This is a genomic window from Nocardiopsis sp. Huas11, assembly GCF_003634495.1.
Taxonomy (GTDB): domain Bacteria; phylum Actinomycetota; class Actinomycetes; order Streptosporangiales; family Streptosporangiaceae; genus Nocardiopsis.
The window spans coordinates 4,675,868-4,694,029 of record NZ_RBKY01000001.1 but is presented as its reverse complement, the minus strand read 5'-3'; the positions used below and the strand labels follow the sequence as shown (position 1 = coordinate 4,694,029).

The following is an 18,162-nucleotide window of genomic DNA, read 5'->3' as shown; positions in this document are numbered from 1 at the left end:
AACGGGCCCGCGTCGAACTCGACGGGTCAGCGCGGAAGGCGCTCGGCCAGCCAGGACTCGACCTCGGCCGACGAACGCGGCAGACCGGCCGACATCACGGTGCGGCCCTCCTCGGTCACCAGCACGTCGTCCTCGATGCGCACGCCGATGCCGCGCAGCTCCTCGGGGACGGTGAGGTCATCGGGCTGGAAGTACAGGCCCGGCTCGACCGTGAGCACCATGCCGGCCTCCAGGTCGCCGTACAGGTGCACCTCCTGGCGCGAGGCGGCGCAGTCGTGCACGTCCATCCCCAGCATGTGGCCGGTGCCGTGCAGGGTGTACCGGCGCTGCAGGCCCAGCTCCAGGACGCGGTCCACCGGGCCCTCCAGCAGGCCCCACTCGATCAGCCCTTCGGCCAGCACCCGCTGCGAGGCCTCGTGGAAGTCCGTGAACGGGCGGCCGGGGGCGACCGCGGCGATACCCGCCTCCTGGGCGGCGAAGACCAGGTCGTACACCTTGCGCTGGGTGTCGGTGAAGGCGCCCGACACCGGCATGGTGCGCGTGACGTCGGCGGTGTACAGGGTCGTGGTCTCCACACCCGCGTCCAGCAGCAGCAGATCGCCCTCACGCACGGGGCCGTCGTTGCGGGTCCAGTGCAGGGTGGTGGCGTTGGGGCCGGAGGCGGCGATGGTGCCGTAACCGACGTCGTTGCCCTCCACCCGGGCGCGCAGGAAGAACGTGCCCTCGATGAACCGCTCGGAGGTGTCCTTGGCCTGCGGCAGGGCGGTGACCACGTCGTTGAAGCCGCGCACGGTGGCGTCGACCGCCAGCTGCAGCTGCTCGACCTCCCAGGCGTCCTTGACCAGGCGGTGGTCGGCCAGGGTCACGTCCAGCTCGGCGTCCAGCTGGGCGGACTTGGCGCGCGAGTCCTCGTCGGCGTCCCCGCGCACCTCGTCGACGAGGGCGTCGAGCTCGGCGTCGTGGCCGCGCACGATCCGCACGGCCGTGTCGCCCGAGCGCAGGGCGTCGGGCAGGGTGCGCACGTCGGCGGTGGCCACGCCCAGCAGCTCCGCGGCCTCGGGCAGGCTGTTGCGACGGCCGGTCCACAGCTCGCCGTAGCCACCCAGCCAGAACTCGCCGTTGTCGCGGTTGGAACGGGGCTTGAGGTAGAGCACGACGTCGTGGCCGCCGTCGGCGTCGGGGGTGAAGACCAGGCAGCCGCCGTCGGAGGTGTCACCGGTCAGGTAGGCGTAGGGCGTCGCGGCGCGGAAGGGGTACTCGGTGTCGTTGGACCGGGTGATCAGCTGTCCGGCGGGCACGACCAGGCGCTCGCCGGGGAAGGCGGCGCTGATCCGGGCGCGGCGCCGCGCGGTGTGGTCGGCCTGCTCGATCGGTTCGAGGTCGCGCCGCTCGGTGTCGGCCCAGCCGGTGCTCATCCACGCGGCGAGCTCGTCGGAGACCGACTGCGCCTGCCCGTTCTTGCGTGGACTGAACACGGGCGCGTCCGTCTCTGCCTCCGGGCGCTGCTGCTCGCTCACCTGGGCACACTCCTCATCGGGTCGATCGGATGACCGCTGGTCACGGCCGATGCCACCATCGTACGGAAACAGCGGCCCCTATGGCCTTCCATGGACATAGCGACCCCCATAACGCCTGTCCCATAGCCGTTCGAGCCGTGGGAGGGGTCGGTCGCCCATGAATGCGCCACACCATCTCCCATACCGTTCTCACCCGATTCCAACACCATCTTGACCCGCGCCCGACAGAGTGGAGTCCATGATCGGCGAATCGGCCGACCACGCAGCGGACACGAACAGGCGGGACTCATGGCGGACTCGAGGTTCCAGGGCGCACCACTCACCCGGCGGCACGCCATCGCGGGCGGCGGTGCCCTGGTGATGGGAACGGCTCTGGCCGGGTGCTCCTCCTCCGACTCCGGAAGCGGGACCGGCGGCACGGAGTCGGCCCCGTCGGTCGACGGCACCGACGGGGTGTGCGTGCTGTCCCCGGAGGTGACCGAGGGCCCCTACTACCTCGACGGGCAGCTCATCCGCGAGGACATCACCGACGGCAAGCAGGGCTTCCCGCTGGCGATGGCGATCACAGTGGTCGACTACTCCGACGGCTGCGCCCCGATGACCGAGGACTCGGTGGCGGTGGAGATCTGGCACTGCGACGCCTGGGGCTACTACTCCGGCTACACCGACGCCGGCCCCGGCGGGCAGGTCCCCGACGAGGACGGTGAGGGCGACGAGATGTCCTTCCTGCGGGGCATCCGCCTGGTGGACGGCGACGGTACCGCCTACTTCAGCACGGTCGTCCCGGGCTGGTACAGGCCCCGGGTCACGCACGTCCACCTCAAGGTGCACGTCGGAGGCGAGGCCGACACCACCTACGAGGGCGGCACCACGGTGCACACCGGCCAGCTGCTGTTCGCCGACGACTTCTGCGCCGAGATCGCCGAACGCGAGCCCTACTCCGAGCACGTGCTGGAACTGACCCCGGTCGAGGAGGACCAGGTGTACCGGGAGGCGCAGGAGGGGGAAGGGGACCCCGGCAGCATGGTCGTCTCGCCCGTCCCGATCACCGAGGGCACGCCGGAGAACGGCTACACCCTGTCCGTGACCGTGGGCATCACCCCGGAGGAGTCCACGACCGGCGGCGGAGCGCCCACCCGAAAGATATGACCCACGTCACATTGCATTCCTGTCAGAGGTCTGGGCGCTGTCTCGTTCAAGGGCCAAGCGAACAGACAGGGAGCACGAACATGCGGCATCGCATCATCGTCCTCGGGGCCGGGTACGCGGGAGCCTCCGCCGCTGGATACCTCGCTCGCCATCTCCACCCCGACGACGCCGAGATCACCGTCGTCAACGCCGAACCCGACTTCGTCGAACGGATGCGCCTGCACCAGCTCGCCGCCGGACGCGAACAGCGCCGCTTCGGGTTGGCGGAGATGTTCGCGGGCACGGGCATCCGGCTGCGCGTCGCACGGGTCACCGCCGTCGACGCCGAGCGGCGGACCGTCACCGTGGCCGACGGAGAGGGCAGCGACCGGCTCGGCTACGACACCCTCCTCTACGCGCTCGGCAGCGCCTCCGCCGACCACGGGGTCCCCGGCGTGGACGAGCACGCCTTCCACATCGCCGCACGGCCGTCGGCACAGCGGTTGCGCGAGCGCCTGGACGAGCTGGGCGGGAACGGGCGGGTGGTGGTCGTCGGTGGCAACCTGACCGCGATCGAGGCCGCCACCGAGATCGCCGAAGCCCGCCCCGGCCTGCGCGTGACCCTCGCCACCAGCGGGGAGCTGGGCGGCTGGCTGGGCCCCAAGGCCCGCCGCCACCTGCTGCGGTCCTTCGACGGATTCGGCATCACCGTCCACGAGCACACCACCGTCGAGCGGGTCGAGGCGACCGGTGCCGTGGCCGCCGACGACACCGCCTTCGCCGCCGACGCGACCGTGTGGGCGGCCGGCTTCGCCGCCCACCCTATCGCCGCCGCCAGCGGACTCGCCGTCGAGGACGACGGCAGGATCACGGTCGACCGCAAGATGCGGTCGGTCTCGCACCCGCGGGTCTACGCCGCTGGTGACAGCGTCCACGTCATCGGCGACAACGGCCGACCGCTGCCGATGTCCTGCGCTTCGGCGGGATTCACCAGGATGCAGGCCACGGCCGCGGTCGTCGGGGACCTGACCGGACGCACCGTCCGCGAGAGCGCGTTGGGCTACCTGGGCAACTGCATCAGCCTCGGAAGCAAGGACGCGATCTTCCAACGGGTCGACGGCGAGGCACGGTCGCTGTCCGGGGCCCTGCTCGGCCGCCCGGCCGCACGGTTCAAGGCGTTCGTGCTCAGGGGCGCCGCGTGGAACATGGGCCACCCGACCTATGGGCTGCCGACCCGCAGGCTCCGACTGTCCGCCGCGCCCGTCCGCCGCCCCGAGGTGGCCGCCGAGTAGCGTGGCCCCCATGGACGCTGCGGCTGTGGAACTGTTCGAGGCCAACCGGGCACGGTTGGCCTCGCTCGCGTACCGTCTCCTCGGCTCGGCCGCCGACGCCGATGACGCGGTGCAGGACGCGTTCCTGCGCTGGCAGGCCGCCGACCAGGAGCACATCGAGGTGCCCGAGGCGTGGCTGACCAAAGTGGTCACCAACCTGTCCCTGGACCGGCTCCGTTCGGCGAGGGCGCGGCGCGAACGCGCGGTCGGGGACTGGCTGCCCGAGCCGCTCCTGGAGGGCGACCCGATGCTGGGGCCGGCCGAGACCTTCGAGCAGCGCGAATCGGTCACCTTGGCGGTGCTGCTGCTGATGGAGCGCCTGTCCCCGGTCGAACGGGCGGTCTACGTCCTACGCGAGGCCTTCTCCCACAGCCACGCCGAGATCGCCGCGATCCTCGACCTCACCGAGGCCGCGAGTCAACAGCACGCCCACCGGGCCCGACGGCGCATCATGGCCGCGCGCAACGGCGAGGAGGTCGACCGCGCCTCCGCCCGCCGCATCGTCGAGGCGTTCGTCGACGCCGCCTCCTCGGGCCGGACCGAACGGCTGGTCGCGTTGTTGACCGACGACGCGACCGCGGTCACCGACGGCGCCGGAATGGCGACCAAGCTGCTGCGGTACTCGGTTCCTGAGCGGATCGCGTCCGTGCTACGCGCGGGCTTCAATCCGACACCGGCCAAGCGGAAGCTGGCCGGCGGCTCCCCGTCGATCCACGCCGGCCTGGTCAACGGCTCCCCCGCCGTGATCGCCGTTCTCGACGGCCGGGTCCTGGGAACGGTGGTCCTGGAGGTTCGCGGCGACAGGATCTCGGCTGTGCGGGGCATCGCCACACCGGACCGGCTCGGCCGCCTGACCGAGGAGTGGGGGCGGCACGACCACGACGACCCCCTCATCACGTCGTGGTGACCGGGCGGCGGGGGGATCGGGCCGCGGCTCAGCCCCGCAGATCGCGCGCGAACGGCAGGGACGAGCGGTGCGGCAGTTCGTCGAGGTCGGCCGGGTCGAGCGCGGTGTAGCCGATCCGCTCGTACAGCGCCACCGCCTCCGGCTGGGCCGGCCCCGTGAACAACAGCGCGCGCGTGTAGCCCAGGTCGCGGGCGGCCTCCTCCAGCGCCGCCATCACCCGGCGCGCCAGTCCGCGGCGCCGGTGGTCGGAGCTGGTCCACACGCGCTTGAACTCGGCGGTGTCGGCCATGGCCAGGCGTCCCTGCTTGTAGGGGCGCACGGCGCCCCCGGCCACGACCAGCCCGTCGAGCTCGGCCAGCACCACCCGGCCGTGCGGAGCGGCGAACTCCGACACCGGGTACATCGCCAGCTCGTTGGCCGCGCCCTCGGCGCCGTAGCGCTCGGTGTACTCCGCCAGCAGCCCGTCGAGCAGGCCCTGGACCCGGGGGTCGTCGTGGTGCACCCGCAGCATGCGGATCTCGTCCGCGCGTGCGGCCCCCGTCGCCTCGGCTCCTCCGACGCTGGTGTGTGCCACGATGCCCTCTTCCGTGCGGTCCTCGGTGTCCGCCCGGAATCCTATGTCCGCTCCGCCGGGGCCGGCGGCGATGGCGCGAGAGAGCTCGGTCTCACGCCAGGACCCCCAAGGCCTGGACCATCTCACCGGGCCGGACACACGTCCGGTCTGCCTCATGGCCTGGCCGGTCTCGCCTGACCGGCCTCCGGGCTGACCGGCCTCACGGCCTGGCCGAAGTCTCACCTGGCCGATCTCGCGCCCGGTCGGCCTCACGCCTCGACGGGAGCGCGGGGCGGCGGGACACTCGGCGGACCGCTCGGCGCACGGAACTCGGTGCGGGCCCGCAGCGCGCGGAACCCGTTGGCGACCTCGTACCCGGCGGCCAACAGACGCTCCCTGGCCTCGTCGGCGCTGCGGATGGTCGCCTCGTCGAAGAGCAGGTTGTAGTAGCGCTCCGGCACCCGGTTCAGGGTCGACCGCAGGGCGCGCAGCGACGCCGTGGCCGCCGCGTCGCCGCCGGGCACCTCCGGCAGCACACCGTAGGCGCGGCGCGCCCACCCCGGCAGGGTCGCGTAGGAGAGCGCGCCGACCGGGAACCACAGGGGCTTGAACGGGGTCAGCCAGGCGAGGCGTTCGGGCACCTTGGGCCACAGCAGGAAGCGCACAGCCTGGCGCGCCTCCGGAGTGACGCGCAGCCGCGGCCGCATCCGGGTGAGGTAGCGGCGCAGGTCCGGGACGCTGCGCGGCACGTCGGTCGGGTCCAGGCCGACGTAGCCGGCCGTGCGCGCCTGCTCGTCGACGTAGCGGTCCCGCTCCTGCGAGGTGAGCGGCACGCCCGCCCGGTAGGTGGTCTCCAGGTAGGAGGAGACCTCCGCGCAGTGCACCCACACCAACAGTTCGCGCTCGTCGACGCGGTGGTGGCGACCGGTGGCCGGGTCGGTGAAGGCCAGCGCGCGGTGCACGCGTCGCACCCGCTCCCCCAGGGCGTCGGCCTCGACGGGGCTGCCGTAGGTGGTCACGGCCACGAAGTGGGCGGTGCGCAGCAGGCGGCCCGTGGGATCGGACCGGAAGTCCGACAGCTGCCACACGCCCTGCATCGCGACGGGGTGCAGGGCCTGGAGCATGAGGGCGCGCACTCCGGCGACCCACATCGACCGGTCCAGGTGGATCCTCCAGGTGATGCTCTCCGGGGCGGCGACGGTCGGCTCCATCCGGTCTCCATCCTGGGTTGCGCGGGGGTGCGCGTGCACGGGGACTCCGGTTCCCACGATACGACCGCCCGAGCCGGTCCCCTTTTGGGGTGCCCGTGGGAGAGTCGACCCAAGTCAACACCCCTTCTTGGCCGATTCGTGGCCTGGTGCGGGAGCACGCTGGGAAGGAGGCCGCCCGGTCGATGGGCGGTCTGCCCCTGGAAGGAGCCCGCCATGACCACCCGCTCCGAGAGCGCAGGCCCGTTCGACCTGACGCGCTACACCCGTGCCGTGGAGACCAAGGACGCCGACACCATGGTCTCGATGTTCGCCGAGGACGCCGACTTCGAGATGATCGACCGGCGCACCCCGCCGAGCCACCCGACCGTCCTGCACGGCCGCGACGCGATCGCCCCGGTCATGCACGACATCTCCTCCCGCGAGATGACCCACGAGGTCGTCAACTGCATCTCCGACGGGCAGCACGTGGCCTACACCGAGCGCTGTACCTACCCCGACGACACCAGGGTCATGAGCATGACGATGCTCGACCTGAGCGATGGGCGCATCGCGCACCAGTCCACCATCCAGGCCTGGGACGACGACTCGGGCCGCGCCATGCAGGTCGGTGACTTCGGGATGCCCGACGACACCGACGACTACGAGAACGCGCACATCGACCTGGTGGAGATCGGCGGGCGCATGGTCGCCCGCATGACCCTGCAGCCCGGCTGGCGCTGGTCCGAGCACGCCCGCCCGCTCCAGGGCACGGACCTGTGCATGAAGACCCACCGGGCCTTCATCGTCTCCGGGACGATCTGCGGCCACATGTCCGACGGTTCCGAGCTGGAGGCCACGGCCGGCCAGACCGCGTTCGTGCCGCCCGGGCACGACGCCTGGGTGGTCGGCGACGAGCCCTGTGTCGTCCTCGACTGGGGTGTCGGGGAGTAGGACCGTCCGTGGACCGAACGCCCGAAACAACCGAAGGACCCCCGGCGCAGTACGCGACCGGGGGTCCTGTGCGTCCGATCGGTAGGTGCGTTCGCGCGGCGTCCAGGGTCGTGTGCCGGCGCCCACCCACCTCAGAGTTTGCCTTCCATGAGGACCGTGCGATGCCCTCCGAGAGCGCGTGAGAGACCTTCGAGGAAGCCGGGGCTGAAGTCGGGCCAGTCCCAGAACTCGAAACCGAGATACCCGAAAGCGAAGTAGTCATCCGACCAGGTCCACGCAGTCAGGTCACCAGGGCGCCGACAACGCGGGCAGGCGACTTCCTCGCTGCCTGTGTAGCTCCAGTCGCCGATGGCCTCACCGAAGAGTTCCCACGCACCCTCGATCTCCTCCATCCGGTCGGTGTAGAACTCCACCCGACCGGCGCAATGGGGGCACACCGCGAACCTGGGTTCGCCCTGGCCGCAGTTGAATACGGTGCGGCCGGTCTCGATCTTGAGTCCGTCGCTGGGCTCCCAATCCTCCTGATGGACTGCCTTGGCCCAGGAGGGACCGGGCGGGTGCCCCAACGGCGCCCCGAGAACACAGTCGGTGAGCTCGGCCCGAACGATCCCCTCCCTGACCAGCCAGTCCAGTCCGCTGTCCGCCAGGGTCCGGGCGTCCGCATGCGTGGCGTCGAGATCGACGACGGTCTGAAAATAGTTCCCCATGCGGCAACAGTAGAAGCAGCCGCCGACAGCCCCTCACTCACGGCTTCGACACCTGCCGGTCCTTCACATCCCCGAATTGCCGGGCCGGCCCGGGGGCCACGCGCAAAACGCTCTGGAACGGCCCGAGGACGGTAAGAAGGTCGGGGCGCTGACACGAACACCCCGCACCCGACCCGACCTGCGGTGTCAGCACCTCCACCCCTGTTCGACTGTGGCACGAACACCGCGGCGAACACCCTGACGCCCCACGGGTGGCAGCGATGATCGCCCCCCGGGACCACCTCGGTCATCCCCGGCTGGTGAGCCGAAATGACGTACGATAAATAATCCATGGAAGATAATTCTTCGGAAGATGTGTGATGGCTGACCTGAAGCGGCTGTACCGGGAGCTGGTCTCGTTGGAGATCGAGCTGTGGAACGGCATCGAGGGCCGGTTGCAGGCGGAGTACGACCTCCCCCTGACCTCGTTCGAAGTGCTGCATCTGCTCATGCATCGGCCCGGAGTGCGGATCCAGGACATCGTGGAGGAGTTCTCGATCACCGTGGGCGGTGCGAGCAAGGTGGTCGACCGCCTGCAGAAGGCGGGCCTGTGTGAGCGGCGCACCCATCCCAGCGACCGCCGTTCCTCGATCATCGAATTGACGGCCGACGGGCGGGCACTGGTGGACGGGGCTCTGGCGGTCTTCGAGGACGAGCTGGAACTGCGGATCGGCTCGGTGATCCCCGGGCAGTCCGTACGCGAGCTGACGACGGTCCTCAGCACGCTGAGGGCAGCCGGACGGACCCTGGACGCGGAGCGCAAGGCCGCCGGGCGGACGCCGGCGCCGGGCGGGAAGCAGCCCGCCCGGCTGACGTCGTGAGCGAGGCCTGCCCGCCTCAGCCGGCGATGCCGTCGAAGGCGATGACCTTGCCGATGTGGGCGCGGACCAGGAGGTTTCCGGGGCCGCCGTTGCGGGCCGCGTACTCCTCACTGCGGTCCGGGCCCATGTAGCGGGCGCCCAGGAGGCCGCCCCACCGCAGCAGATCGGCGGGATCCTCCGAGATCTCGGCGCGTCCTCGGAGCAGGACGAACGCGTAGGGAGGCCGGTCCTCGTCGACGCAGAGGGCGAACCGTCCGTCGCGCGCGAGGTTGCGGCCCTTGACGCCGTCCTTCTCGGTGGTGAGCACGATGTCGCCGCCGTCGAGGAGGAACCAGACCGGGGTCACGTGGGGGCTGCCGTCGGTGCGGACGGTCGACAGCTTTCCGGTGCGAGTGCCGTGCGTGACGAAGGCCCGCCACTGCTGCTCGGCCATCTTTCGCATGTGGGTGCCTCTCGCGGTGGGGTGGATTCGTGGGTGTCCGGGGCCGGTCCCCCGGCCCCGGACACCCGGGGGGTCAGCCCCAGAAGGCGTCTTCGGCGGCCGGGTCCCCGGAGAACAGCCACATTTCGGTGATCCTGCCGTCTGTGACGCGCAGGAGGTCGACGCCGTCCATGCTCATCGACGCGTCGTCGCGACGGCCGCCGAAGTGGATGGTGGCGGCGACCAGGTCGTCACTGGCCATGAGCGTGTGGATCGTGTCGATGGCGAAGGTGCCCCGGCTGGCCTCCATCATCCGGCCCAGGAGCTGGAAGACGGCATCGCGGCCCTTGTGCTCGCCGGAGAACTGGTTGTCGCCGGGCTGGTGCCAGACGATCGCCTCGTCGAGGAGTTCGCCGAGGGCGGCCATGTCTCCCGTCTGCACGGCCTGGAAGTAGGTGCGGGCGATATCGGTGTTCGCGGTGGTCATGATGTCTTCCCTTGGATGCTTTGTAGGACTCGGTGGCTATCGGGCGAAGTCGAGGCGGTCGGCCAGGCCGGCCTCGGTGAAGGCGGCTTCGATCTCCTTGCGGCCTTCCGTGAAGTGGGCCCAGCTGTCGTAGTGAGCGGGGACGACCCGGCGCGCGCCGAGCGTCCCGGCGGCCTCGGCGCCCAGGGCGCTGTCGAGGGTGAGCAGGGCGCCCTCGAAGGCGAAGGACATGCGGGCGCCGCCGAGGAAGAGAATCGCGGTATCCACCGGAGCGAACTTCTCGGCGATCTCCTTGACGTGCCCCAGGTCGGCATTGTCGCCACTGACGTAGACCGGGGGGAGATCGTCCGCGGTGAGCATGAAGCCGACGACGTCACCGGTGATCGGCTCGCAGCCCTCGGGGCCGTGGCGGGCGGGCAGGCCGGTGACGGTGACAGTGCCGCCGTCGGGGCGCTGGAGCTCTGCGGTCTGCCAGAAGGCGAGGCCGTGGGCGTTGCCGCCCAGGCGGGTGGCGCCGCTGACCGTGGTGAAGACGACCGGCACCTCGGGCAGGAAGGCACGGCCGGCCTCGTCGAGGTTGTCGTCGTGCCCGTCATGGGAGAGCAGGACGGCGTCGACGCGGCCCAGGTCGGCGGCGGTGACCGGCGAGGGCTCGGTCTTGGCGAGCTTGTGGTCGCCGGGCAGCGGCATGGGGTAGTCGCCCGGCGGGTCGAAGGTCGGATCGGTGACGAAGCGGAGGCCGCCGTACTCGATGAGTGCGGTGGGACCGCCGTAGACGCGGACGGGGATCTTTTCGCCGGTCGTGCTGGTGCCGGACATCGGGAACCTCCAGGTGGTGAATGGTGAGGACGCGGTCGCGCGGAGCCGGTCAGGGGGCGGGTGCGGAGAACACGCCGAAGTGGTTGCCCGCCGTGTCCTGGAGCCGGGCGAAGGTGAGGCCCGCGGAGTCGGAGACCGGCGCCATGAGCACCTCGGCGCCCAGCGATTCGGCGTGTTCGACGGTCGCGTCGACGTCCTGGACCAAGACGTAGAAGATCGCGTAGTCGGAGAACTTCCCGTCCGAATCCCACACACCGCCCGCCGGCTGCTGGGTGCCCGGCGGCATCACCGCGTGGTAGGTCACAGCCGGGGTGTCGGTGTTGAGGACGTACTTCCAGTCGAACAGCTCTCCGTAGAACTCCTTGACCTTGTCCGGCCGGCCGGTACCGAATTCGAACCAGGCGACCGAGTTGATGGCGGGACCGGTCATGGCACTCACTCCTTGCGCCCCCATGTCGGGGCGGAGACGTCTGTGTGGGCAGGCTTCGCCCGAGGCGCGGCGACCGCCCTCCGACAGGAGGCTTGGCGGGTCGGACCGATGGTGGCGGCGGTCAGCCTGGATCGCCCTGTGCCCAGCAAACCACTTCCATTCCCTGGAATCAACTTCCTGGGATTATTGTTCCTCGTAATCGAGTACGGTTGCGCTCAGCCGTCCCCCGGACAGCACACAGAACCCGCCGCCCCGAACGCGGGCGGCGGGCCACCAGGAAGGACGTCGGCCATGGAACCGGTCGAGATCGAGGCCAAGACCCTGATCCAGAAGTCGAAGACCCCGTCGAACGACTACGTCATCAACCCCTACACCGGCTGCGTGCTGGGCTGTGCCTACTGCTTCGCCAGCTTCGCCGGGCGCCGGTTCGGCCGGTCCGTCAAGGAGTGGGGCGACTACCTGTACGTGAAGAAGAACGCGGTCGAGCTGGCCCGCACGGAGCTGGCGAAGATGCCCGAGCACAAGCGCCAGGGCACGATCCTGCTCAGCTCGGTCACCGACCCCTACCAGGGCCACGAGACGAAGTACCGCCTCACCCGGGGGATCCTGAACGAGCTCGAGGCCGTCGCCTATCCGGGCCTGGTCCGCGTCCTCACCAAGTCACCGATCGTCACCCGCGACATCGACCTGCTCACCAGCCTGCCCCGCGCCGAGGTCGGCATGACCGTCACCACCGCTGACGACAAGGTCAGCCGCTGGCTGGAGGTGCGGGCCCCGCTCGCCTCCCGCCGTCTGCGCACCCTGGCCGAACTGAAGGAGGCCGGCATCCCCGCCTACGCCTTCGTCGGCCCGCTCCTACCCCACTTCGCCACCCGGCCCGAACTCCTGGACGACCTCTTCGGCCGCCTCGTCGACGCGGGCGTGAGCGAGGTGTTCATGGAGCACATCAACCTCAAGCCGTACATCCGCGAGCGCATGGACCAGGTGCTCGCCGAGGAGCCCGAAGAGGTCCGCGAGGCGTACCTCCAGGCTCGGACCAAGGAGCACCGTGAACGGCTCGACGCGATCGTCGCCGACCTGCTGACCAAGCACGGGTTGGGGCTGCGCTTCGAAGAGGTGGTCCACCACGACGACAACGACGCCCTGAGGCAGAGGCCGACACCCTCGACGTGACGGCGATGCCGGCCCCCGCCCTGACACCCCCGTCACCACCCCCTGTGTCAGTCCACGCGGAGACTGAGGCGGGCGGCGCCGACCGGGGCCGACGCCAGGGTTCCGCCGTCGGTCTCCACCCCCTCCGTGGAGGCGTCGGCGGGGGCGGCGCCGGACACCCCGACCAGGAGGACCTTCCACTCCCCCGCGGGAGCCGGATCGGCCGCCACCGTCACCACGCCCTCCGACCACGAGGTCCGGAAGACCGCGGCGGCGGACCCGTCGGCGGCGGGCACGGTCACGACCACCGGAGCGGACGCCGCGTTCGCGGCCCCGCCCCCGTACACGCGCAGCGTCAGCCCGTCCGTGTAGTCGTAGTCGGGTCGGTCGCTCACCGACCCCACGGGCAGGACCGCGTGCGGCCGCACGAGCAGGGGCAGGGAGTCGAAGCCGTGGACCTCCCTGTGCCAGCCGGGTCCCCGCACGGTCTCGCCCGTGAGCAGACGGGTCCACTCCCCCTCGGGCACGTAGTACTCGACCGAGCCGTCCGAGCTCCGGACGGGGGCGACGAGGAGGTCGTCGCCGAGCATGTACTGCGTGTCGAGGTGGTGGCAGGTCGGGTCGTCGGGGAACTCCAGGAGCATCGCGCGCATCACCGGCGTGCCCCGCTCGTGGGCCTGCACGGCCGCGCCGAACAGGTAGGGCATGAGCTCGCACTTCAGACGGGTGAACGCGCGGGCCACGTCGGTCGCCTCCTCGTCGAACTCCCACGGGACGCGGTACGAACGGCTGCCGTGCAGCCTGCTGTGCGAGGAGAGCAGGCCGAACGCCAGCCACCGCTTGAACAGGGCGGGGCAGGGCGTGCCCTCGAATCCGCCGATGTCGTGGCTCCAGAACCCGAACCCCGACAGTCCCAGCGACAACCCGCCGCGCAGGCTCTCCGCCATCGCCTCGAACGTCGAGGCGCAGTCGCCGCCCCAGTGCACCGGGAAGCTCTGGCCGCCGGCCGTGGCCGAGCGCGCGAAGAGGACCGCCTCCCCCTCGCCCCGTTCACGGCGCAGCAGGTCGAACACCGTCGCGTTGTAGAGCTGCGCGTAGTAGTTGTGCATGCCCTGCGGGTCGGAGCCGTCCGCCCACACCACGTCGGTCGGGATCCGTTCGCCGAAGTCGGTCTTGAAGCAGTCCACTCCCATGTCGAGCAGGGCCTTGAGTTTGTCCGCGTACCACTCCCGGGCGTCGGGGGAGGTGAAGTCGACCAGCGCCATCCCCGCCTGCCACATGTCCCACTGCCACACCGTCCCGTCCGCCCGCCGGACCAGGTGGCCGAGCCTGGAGCCCTCCTCGAACAGCGCCGAACGCTGGGCGATGTAGGGGTTGATCCACACTGAGGTCCGCACCCCCCGCGCCTTGAGCCGGGAGAGCATGCCGACGGGGTCCGGGAACACCTCCGGATCCCACTCGAAGTCGCACCAGTGGAACTCGCGCATCCAGAAGCAGTCGAAGTGGAACACGCTCAGCGGCACGCCCCGGTCGGCCATGCCGTCGACGAACCGGTTGACCGTCTCCTCGTCGTAGGAGGTCGTGAACGACGTGGACAGCCACAGCCCGAACGACCACTGCGGCGGCAGCGCGGGACGGCCCGTGAGCGCGGTGTACCTGTCCAGGATCTCCTTGGGGCTGCGCCCGTGGACGACGTAGTAGGTGAGGGCGTGGTCCTCCACGCTGAACTGCACCTGGCCCACCGACTCCGAGCCGACCTCGAACGACACCGGGCCCGAGTGCGCGGCGAACACCCCGTAACCCCGGTTGGTCAGGTAGAACGGGACGTTCTTGTAGGCCTGTTCGCTGCTCGTGCCCCCGTCGGCCTGCCAGATGTCCACGGTCTGGCCGTTGCGCACGAACGGGGTGAACCGCTCGCCCATGCCGTACACGAGTTCGCGGATGCCCAGCGACAACCGGCCGAGCATGTGGTGGGCGCCGTCGGCGTCCTCCACGAACCCGGTGCCCTTCTCGTCGACGCTGGTCAGCGTGGTTCCGTCGGCGACGAACTCCATCCGCCACGGCCCCTCGGCGGCCACCCGCAGCGACAGCTCCCCGCTGGTCAGCTCGATCGTGTCGCCGCCGCGCCGGACCGAGGCGACCGCGCCGGGCTCGCCGCGCACGTCGAACTCCGGCGTGCGCCGGACCGACCCCTCCAGGTGCGTGGTCCGCACGCCGATCACACCGGGAGCGGGAGACCAGCAGTCGACCGTCACCAACGACGTGTTGAGCGTGTCCCCCCGGTGCCCGATCGGACGCACCGGTGCGTACAGCGTGAACCGGTCGTCGTGGATCCGGACGTCACGCGCCTCGCGCGCGTAGTGCGCGCGGACACCCTCCCTCATCCGCCAGAAGCCGTCGGTGAACTTCATACGCGACCTTCTCTCGTTCGGTTCGCTTGTGGTGCGGACGACGGGTCACTTGCCCACGCCGCTGGAGATCCCGGCCGCCACGTACTTCTGGGCGACGACCAGCAGCACCGCCGCGGGCACCGAGGAGAGCACGGCCACGGCCATCACCGCTCCCCAGTCCCCGACGTGCGCGCCGATGTACTCATAGATGCCGAGCGTCACGGGCTTGACCGCGTCGGTCGTGTTCAGGGTCAGCGCGAAGAGGAAGTCCGACCACGCGAACAGGAACGTGAACAGCCCGCCGGTGATCAGCGCGTTGCGGCTCATGGGCAGCACGATCGAGAGCAGGACGCGCAGCCGTCCGGCGCCGTCGATCATTCCCGCCTCGATCACCTCCTCGGGGATGGACACCATGAACGCCCGCATGAGGACGATCGTGAACGGCAGGCCCAGGGACGCGTCGGCCAGGATCAACCCCGCGTAGGAGTTGACCAGGCCCAGTTCGACATAGGCGTTGTACAGGGCGTTCGCGACGACGATGCCCGGCACCATCTGCGTGATGAGGATGGCGAACACGACCGCGTTCGCGGCCCGCATCCGCAGCCGCGCCAGGGCGTAGGCGGCCGGGGTGGCGACGGTCAGGCACACCGCGACCGCCCCGAGGGCCACCAGGAGGGAGGTGGCCAGGTTGGCCGCCTGCGACTCCCAGGCCCGCTGGAAGTTGCCGAAGTCGATCGTGCGGGGGAACCACGGGAGGTCGGCCGTCGCGGCGCCGGGTTGCAGCGCGGTGTTGAGCATCCAGTACAGGGGGAACAGCAGGAACCCCAGGACGAGGACCCCGAACACGAGGCTCACGGCGTCGCCGCGCGCCCTGCGCGTCACCCGCGGCCACCGGGCCGGGGTTCGAGGCGTGGAGGCGGGACTCCGGTCCCGCCCGGCCGGGCCCCTCGGTGGGGAGGCCGCGCTGCCGGCCTTGTTCGGAACGGCGCTCATCGGGTGCCACCTCCGCGGTTGGCGCGCAGGTACAGCGCGGCGAACACCATGCTGATGATGATCAGGACGTTGCCGACGACGGCGCCCTGGCCGAAGTCGAGCTGGAGGAACGACAGCTGGTAGGTGAGGGTGCCCAGCGTCTCGGTGGAGTGCGCGGGACCGCCGCCGGTGAGCGCCAGCACCAGGTCCAGGATCTTCACGGTGGACATGAAGCCCAGCACCAGCACCACGGTCACGACGGGCCGCAGCAGGGGCAGGGTCACGCTGAAGAAGGTGCGCAACGGCCCGGCGCCGTCGAGCACGGCGGCCTCGCGCAGCTCCGCCGGGATCTCCTGGAGGCCGCCGTAGAGGATCACCATGTTGAAGGGGATGCCGATCCAGATGTTGACCAGCACCACCGACAGCAGCGCGTGGTCGGGACTGCTCAACCATGGAACAGCCGCCGAGGTGAGGTGCAGTGCCTGGAGCGCCTCGTTCAGCACCCCGGTCTCCTGGTCCAGGACCCGGCGCCAGACCGTGCCCGCCACCACCATGGGGATCAGCCACGGCAGCAGGAGCAGGGACCGCATGACCCCGGACAGCGGGAACCGGCGGCTGAAGAAGACCGCGAGCGCCATGCCGATGCCGAACTGTCCGGCCAGCGAGCCCGCCGTGAACAGCAGGGTCCGCCACAGGGACGCGGCGAACAGCTCGTTGGCGAACACCGCCCGCCAGTTCTCCAGGCCGTTGAACGGCGCCTCGCCCGTGAAGTACGTGGCGAATGTGTAGTCCTGGAAGCTCATCACCACGTTGCGGACCAGCGGATACCCGAAGAACAGCAGCAGGTAGACCAGCGCGGGGGCGAGGAACAGCCACGGTGTGAGGGCCCGCCGCCGTGCGGTCGCCGGGGCCCTCATGAGCGGCCCTCCACCTGCGACTCGACCTGCTCCTGTGCCCGCCCCATGGCGTCCTGCGGGCTCGACCTGCCGGTGAGCGCCGCTTGCAGCGCGGTGCCGATGGCCTGGGAGTAGGTGTTCCACTCGGTGCCCACGTGTTCGGTCCTGCTGCGCGCCGTGCGCACCTGGTCCACGAAGGGCGCCAGTTCCGGGACCTGCTCGCTGTACTCCTCGGCCGCCCCGGGGTCGAGCGGCACGTTGCTGCCCTTGGTCGACCAGTCCAGCTGCGCCTCCGCCGTGGTCAGGCAGGCCACGAGTGCGGCGGCGACCTGTTCGCGGCCGGGGTGGTCGACGTTGACCGGGACGGTGTAGGCCTCCCCGCCGATCGGGGCGACGGAGGTGTCCCCGGCCTCGGGGACAGGGATCTCCACGACGGCCCAGTCGAGTTCGGGATGCTCGCGCAGCACCGGCATCTGCCAGGGGCCGTTGATCATCATGGCCGCGTTGCCCGCGATGAACTGGTCGTTGGCGTCGGCCTGGGTCCAGTTGACCACCGACGGGGACACCGATCCGGCGTCGACCAGGGAGACGATGTACTGGAGCGCCTCCACCGACTCGGGGGAGGACAGTTCCCGTTCGTCGCCGCCGTTGGACCACAGCCAGGGCAGGAACTGGTAGACGCCGTCCTCGGTGGACAGGGCGCTGATGGCGAGGCCGTAACGATCGCCCTCGGTCAGCGCGGCGGCGGAGGAGCGCAGCTCCTCCCAGCTCGTCGGGGGCTCGATCCCCTCCTCGGCGAGGACGGCCGCGTTGTAGAACAGGCCGAGCGAGTTCACCGAACGGGCCGCGCCGTAGTAGACGCCCTCGTGGCTGCCGAAGGCGAGCGCGCTCTCGGTGAGGTCGTCCGTGGGCAGTCCGAGGTCCTCCAGCGGGACCAGGCCGCCGGCCTCCGCGAACTGCGGCAGGTCCGATCCGTCGAGGGAGATGACGTCGGGCAGCGAGCCGGAGGAGGCCATCCTCAGGGCCTTGGGGACCAGCTGGTCGGCGGGCACGCTGAGCTGGTCCACCCGCACGCCCGCCTGCGCGCCGCAGGCGTCCATGACCTCCTGGTCCCAGGAGTGGTAGGGCTCGTCGGTGCCCGAGTTCATGATCGTGTACACGTCGGGGTCGCGTTCGGCCGCGCAGCCGACGCCCGCCAGGAGGAGCAGCGTCGCACTCGCGGCTGCGCGGACCCGGCGGCGGGGTGGGAGGGGTGTTCCGGGCGGGCGGTGGTGGTGTGCGTGCATCGGGGCACTTTTCGGCAGGGGGTGGGCTCGGTGCCGCGCCGCGGAGCGGGCCGTGTGGAGCCGTCGGCTTCGCGATCGGGTCGCCGGGCTGGGCGGGGCTCGACAGGGACGGCGTGGGGGGAGGCCGGTCGGGCCCGGGGTGGGAGGGGCGGTCGGGCCGGGAGG

18 protein-coding genes are annotated in these 18,162 nt (G+C 70.8%); 6 read left to right on the top strand and 12 right to left on the bottom strand.

Annotated features, from left to right (window positions below; translation table 11 throughout):
• Positions 1-26: 26 nt before the first annotated feature.
• On the bottom strand, positions 27-1,517 hold the full coding sequence (locus DFP74_RS21110) for an aminopeptidase P family protein (RefSeq protein ID WP_121184009.1): 1,491 nt from the start codon (positions 1,515-1,517) through the stop codon (positions 27-29).
• A 288-nt stretch (positions 1,518-1,805) separates the two neighbouring features.
• On the opposite strand from DFP74_RS21110, the gene DFP74_RS21105 reads away from it, so the two are divergent.
• From DFP74_RS21105 to sigJ, 3 genes are all read left to right on the top strand, one after another.
• Positions 1,806-2,666, top strand: a complete 861-nt coding sequence (locus DFP74_RS21105) for an intradiol ring-cleavage dioxygenase (protein ID WP_121184007.1) — start codon at positions 1,806-1,808, stop codon at positions 2,664-2,666.
• A gap of 80 nt (positions 2,667-2,746) precedes the next feature.
• The gene (locus tag DFP74_RS21100) at positions 2,747-3,937 is read left to right on the top strand and encodes an NAD(P)/FAD-dependent oxidoreductase (RefSeq protein WP_121184005.1); all 1,191 of its coding nucleotides are present in this window, start codon (positions 2,747-2,749) and stop codon (positions 3,935-3,937) included.
• A gap of 10 nt (positions 3,938-3,947) precedes the next feature.
• The gene (sigJ, locus tag DFP74_RS21095) at positions 3,948-4,883 is read left to right on the top strand and encodes an RNA polymerase sigma factor SigJ (protein ID WP_121188408.1); all 936 of its coding nucleotides are present in this window, start codon (positions 3,948-3,950) and stop codon (positions 4,881-4,883) included.
• Positions 4,884-4,911: 28 nt separating this feature from the next.
• Here the strand turns inward: sigJ and DFP74_RS21090 are convergent, their stop codons facing one another.
• Together DFP74_RS21090 and DFP74_RS21085 are read right to left on the bottom strand one after the other, a co-directional pair.
• Entirely contained in the window at positions 4,912-5,457 is a 546-nt protein-coding gene (locus DFP74_RS21090; RefSeq protein ID WP_370013410.1) for a GNAT family N-acetyltransferase, read from the bottom strand.
• 248 nt (positions 5,458-5,705) lie between these two features.
• On the bottom strand, positions 5,706-6,647 hold the full coding sequence (locus DFP74_RS21085) for an oxygenase MpaB family protein (protein WP_121184003.1): 942 nt from the start codon (positions 6,645-6,647) through the stop codon (positions 5,706-5,708).
• Between the two features lie 213 nt (positions 6,648-6,860).
• Here DFP74_RS21085 and DFP74_RS21080 point away from each other — a divergent pair, with 213 nt between their 5' ends.
• Complete coding sequence (locus DFP74_RS21080) at positions 6,861-7,577, top strand: nuclear transport factor 2 family protein (protein WP_121184001.1); 717 nt, start codon at positions 6,861-6,863, stop codon at positions 7,575-7,577.
• Between the two features lie 131 nt (positions 7,578-7,708).
• On the opposite strand, the gene DFP74_RS21075 is transcribed toward DFP74_RS21080, so the two are convergent.
• Complete coding sequence (locus DFP74_RS21075; protein ID WP_121183999.1) at positions 7,709-8,284, bottom strand: hypothetical protein; 576 nt, start codon at positions 8,282-8,284, stop codon at positions 7,709-7,711.
• Positions 8,285-8,643: 359 nt separating this feature from the next.
• Here DFP74_RS21075 and DFP74_RS21070 point away from each other — a divergent pair, with 359 nt between their 5' ends.
• On the top strand, positions 8,644-9,144 hold the full coding sequence (locus DFP74_RS21070; protein ID WP_121183997.1) for a MarR family winged helix-turn-helix transcriptional regulator: 501 nt from the start codon (positions 8,644-8,646) through the stop codon (positions 9,142-9,144).
• A gap of 16 nt (positions 9,145-9,160) precedes the next feature.
• On the opposite strand, the gene DFP74_RS21065 is transcribed toward DFP74_RS21070, so the two are convergent.
• The 4 genes from DFP74_RS21065 to DFP74_RS21050 form a co-directional block, all read right to left on the bottom strand.
• Complete coding sequence (locus tag DFP74_RS21065) at positions 9,161-9,577, bottom strand: PPOX class F420-dependent oxidoreductase (protein WP_233571085.1); 417 nt, start codon at positions 9,575-9,577, stop codon at positions 9,161-9,163.
• An 82-nt stretch (positions 9,578-9,659) separates the two neighbouring features.
• Positions 9,660-10,052: a nuclear transport factor 2 family protein gene (locus tag DFP74_RS21060; RefSeq protein WP_121183993.1), complete on the bottom strand. Its 393-nt coding sequence runs from the start codon at positions 10,050-10,052 to the stop codon at positions 9,660-9,662.
• A gap of 36 nt (positions 10,053-10,088) precedes the next feature.
• Positions 10,089-10,871, bottom strand: a complete 783-nt coding sequence (locus tag DFP74_RS21055; protein ID WP_121183991.1) for an MBL fold metallo-hydrolase — start codon at positions 10,869-10,871, stop codon at positions 10,089-10,091.
• Between the two features lie 49 nt (positions 10,872-10,920).
• Positions 10,921-11,301: a VOC family protein gene (locus DFP74_RS21050; protein ID WP_121183989.1), complete on the bottom strand. Its 381-nt coding sequence runs from the start codon at positions 11,299-11,301 to the stop codon at positions 10,921-10,923.
• 291 nt (positions 11,302-11,592) lie between these two features.
• On the opposite strand from DFP74_RS21050, the gene DFP74_RS21045 reads away from it, so the two are divergent.
• On the top strand, positions 11,593-12,474 hold the full coding sequence (locus DFP74_RS21045) for a radical SAM protein (RefSeq protein ID WP_121183987.1): 882 nt from the start codon (positions 11,593-11,595) through the stop codon (positions 12,472-12,474).
• Positions 12,475-12,521: 47 nt separating this feature from the next.
• Here the strand turns inward: DFP74_RS21045 and yicI are convergent, their stop codons facing one another.
• The 4 genes from yicI to DFP74_RS21025 are packed head-to-tail and all read right to left on the bottom strand — an operon-like array spanning position 12,522 to position 17,997.
• Positions 12,522-14,864 carry an alpha-xylosidase gene (gene yicI, locus DFP74_RS21040; RefSeq protein WP_121183985.1) on the bottom strand — a complete coding sequence of 781 codons (2,343 nt, stop codon included), beginning with the start codon at positions 14,862-14,864 and terminating at the stop codon, positions 12,522-12,524.
• A 45-nt stretch (positions 14,865-14,909) separates the two neighbouring features.
• Positions 14,910-15,836, bottom strand: coding sequence for a carbohydrate ABC transporter permease (locus tag DFP74_RS21035; protein ID WP_121183983.1), 927 nt, complete (start codon positions 15,834-15,836; stop codon positions 14,910-14,912).
• Positions 15,833-16,732, bottom strand: a complete 900-nt coding sequence (locus DFP74_RS21030; RefSeq protein WP_121183981.1) for a carbohydrate ABC transporter permease — start codon at positions 16,730-16,732, stop codon at positions 15,833-15,835. Before DFP74_RS21030 ends, DFP74_RS21035 begins: the two co-directional genes overlap by 4 nt.
• Positions 16,729-17,997: a sugar ABC transporter substrate-binding protein gene (locus tag DFP74_RS21025; RefSeq protein WP_121183978.1), complete on the bottom strand. Its 1,269-nt coding sequence runs from the start codon at positions 17,995-17,997 to the stop codon at positions 16,729-16,731. The genes DFP74_RS21030 and DFP74_RS21025 overlap by 4 nt, the downstream gene beginning before the upstream one ends.
• Positions 17,998-18,162 lie beyond the last annotated feature (165 nt).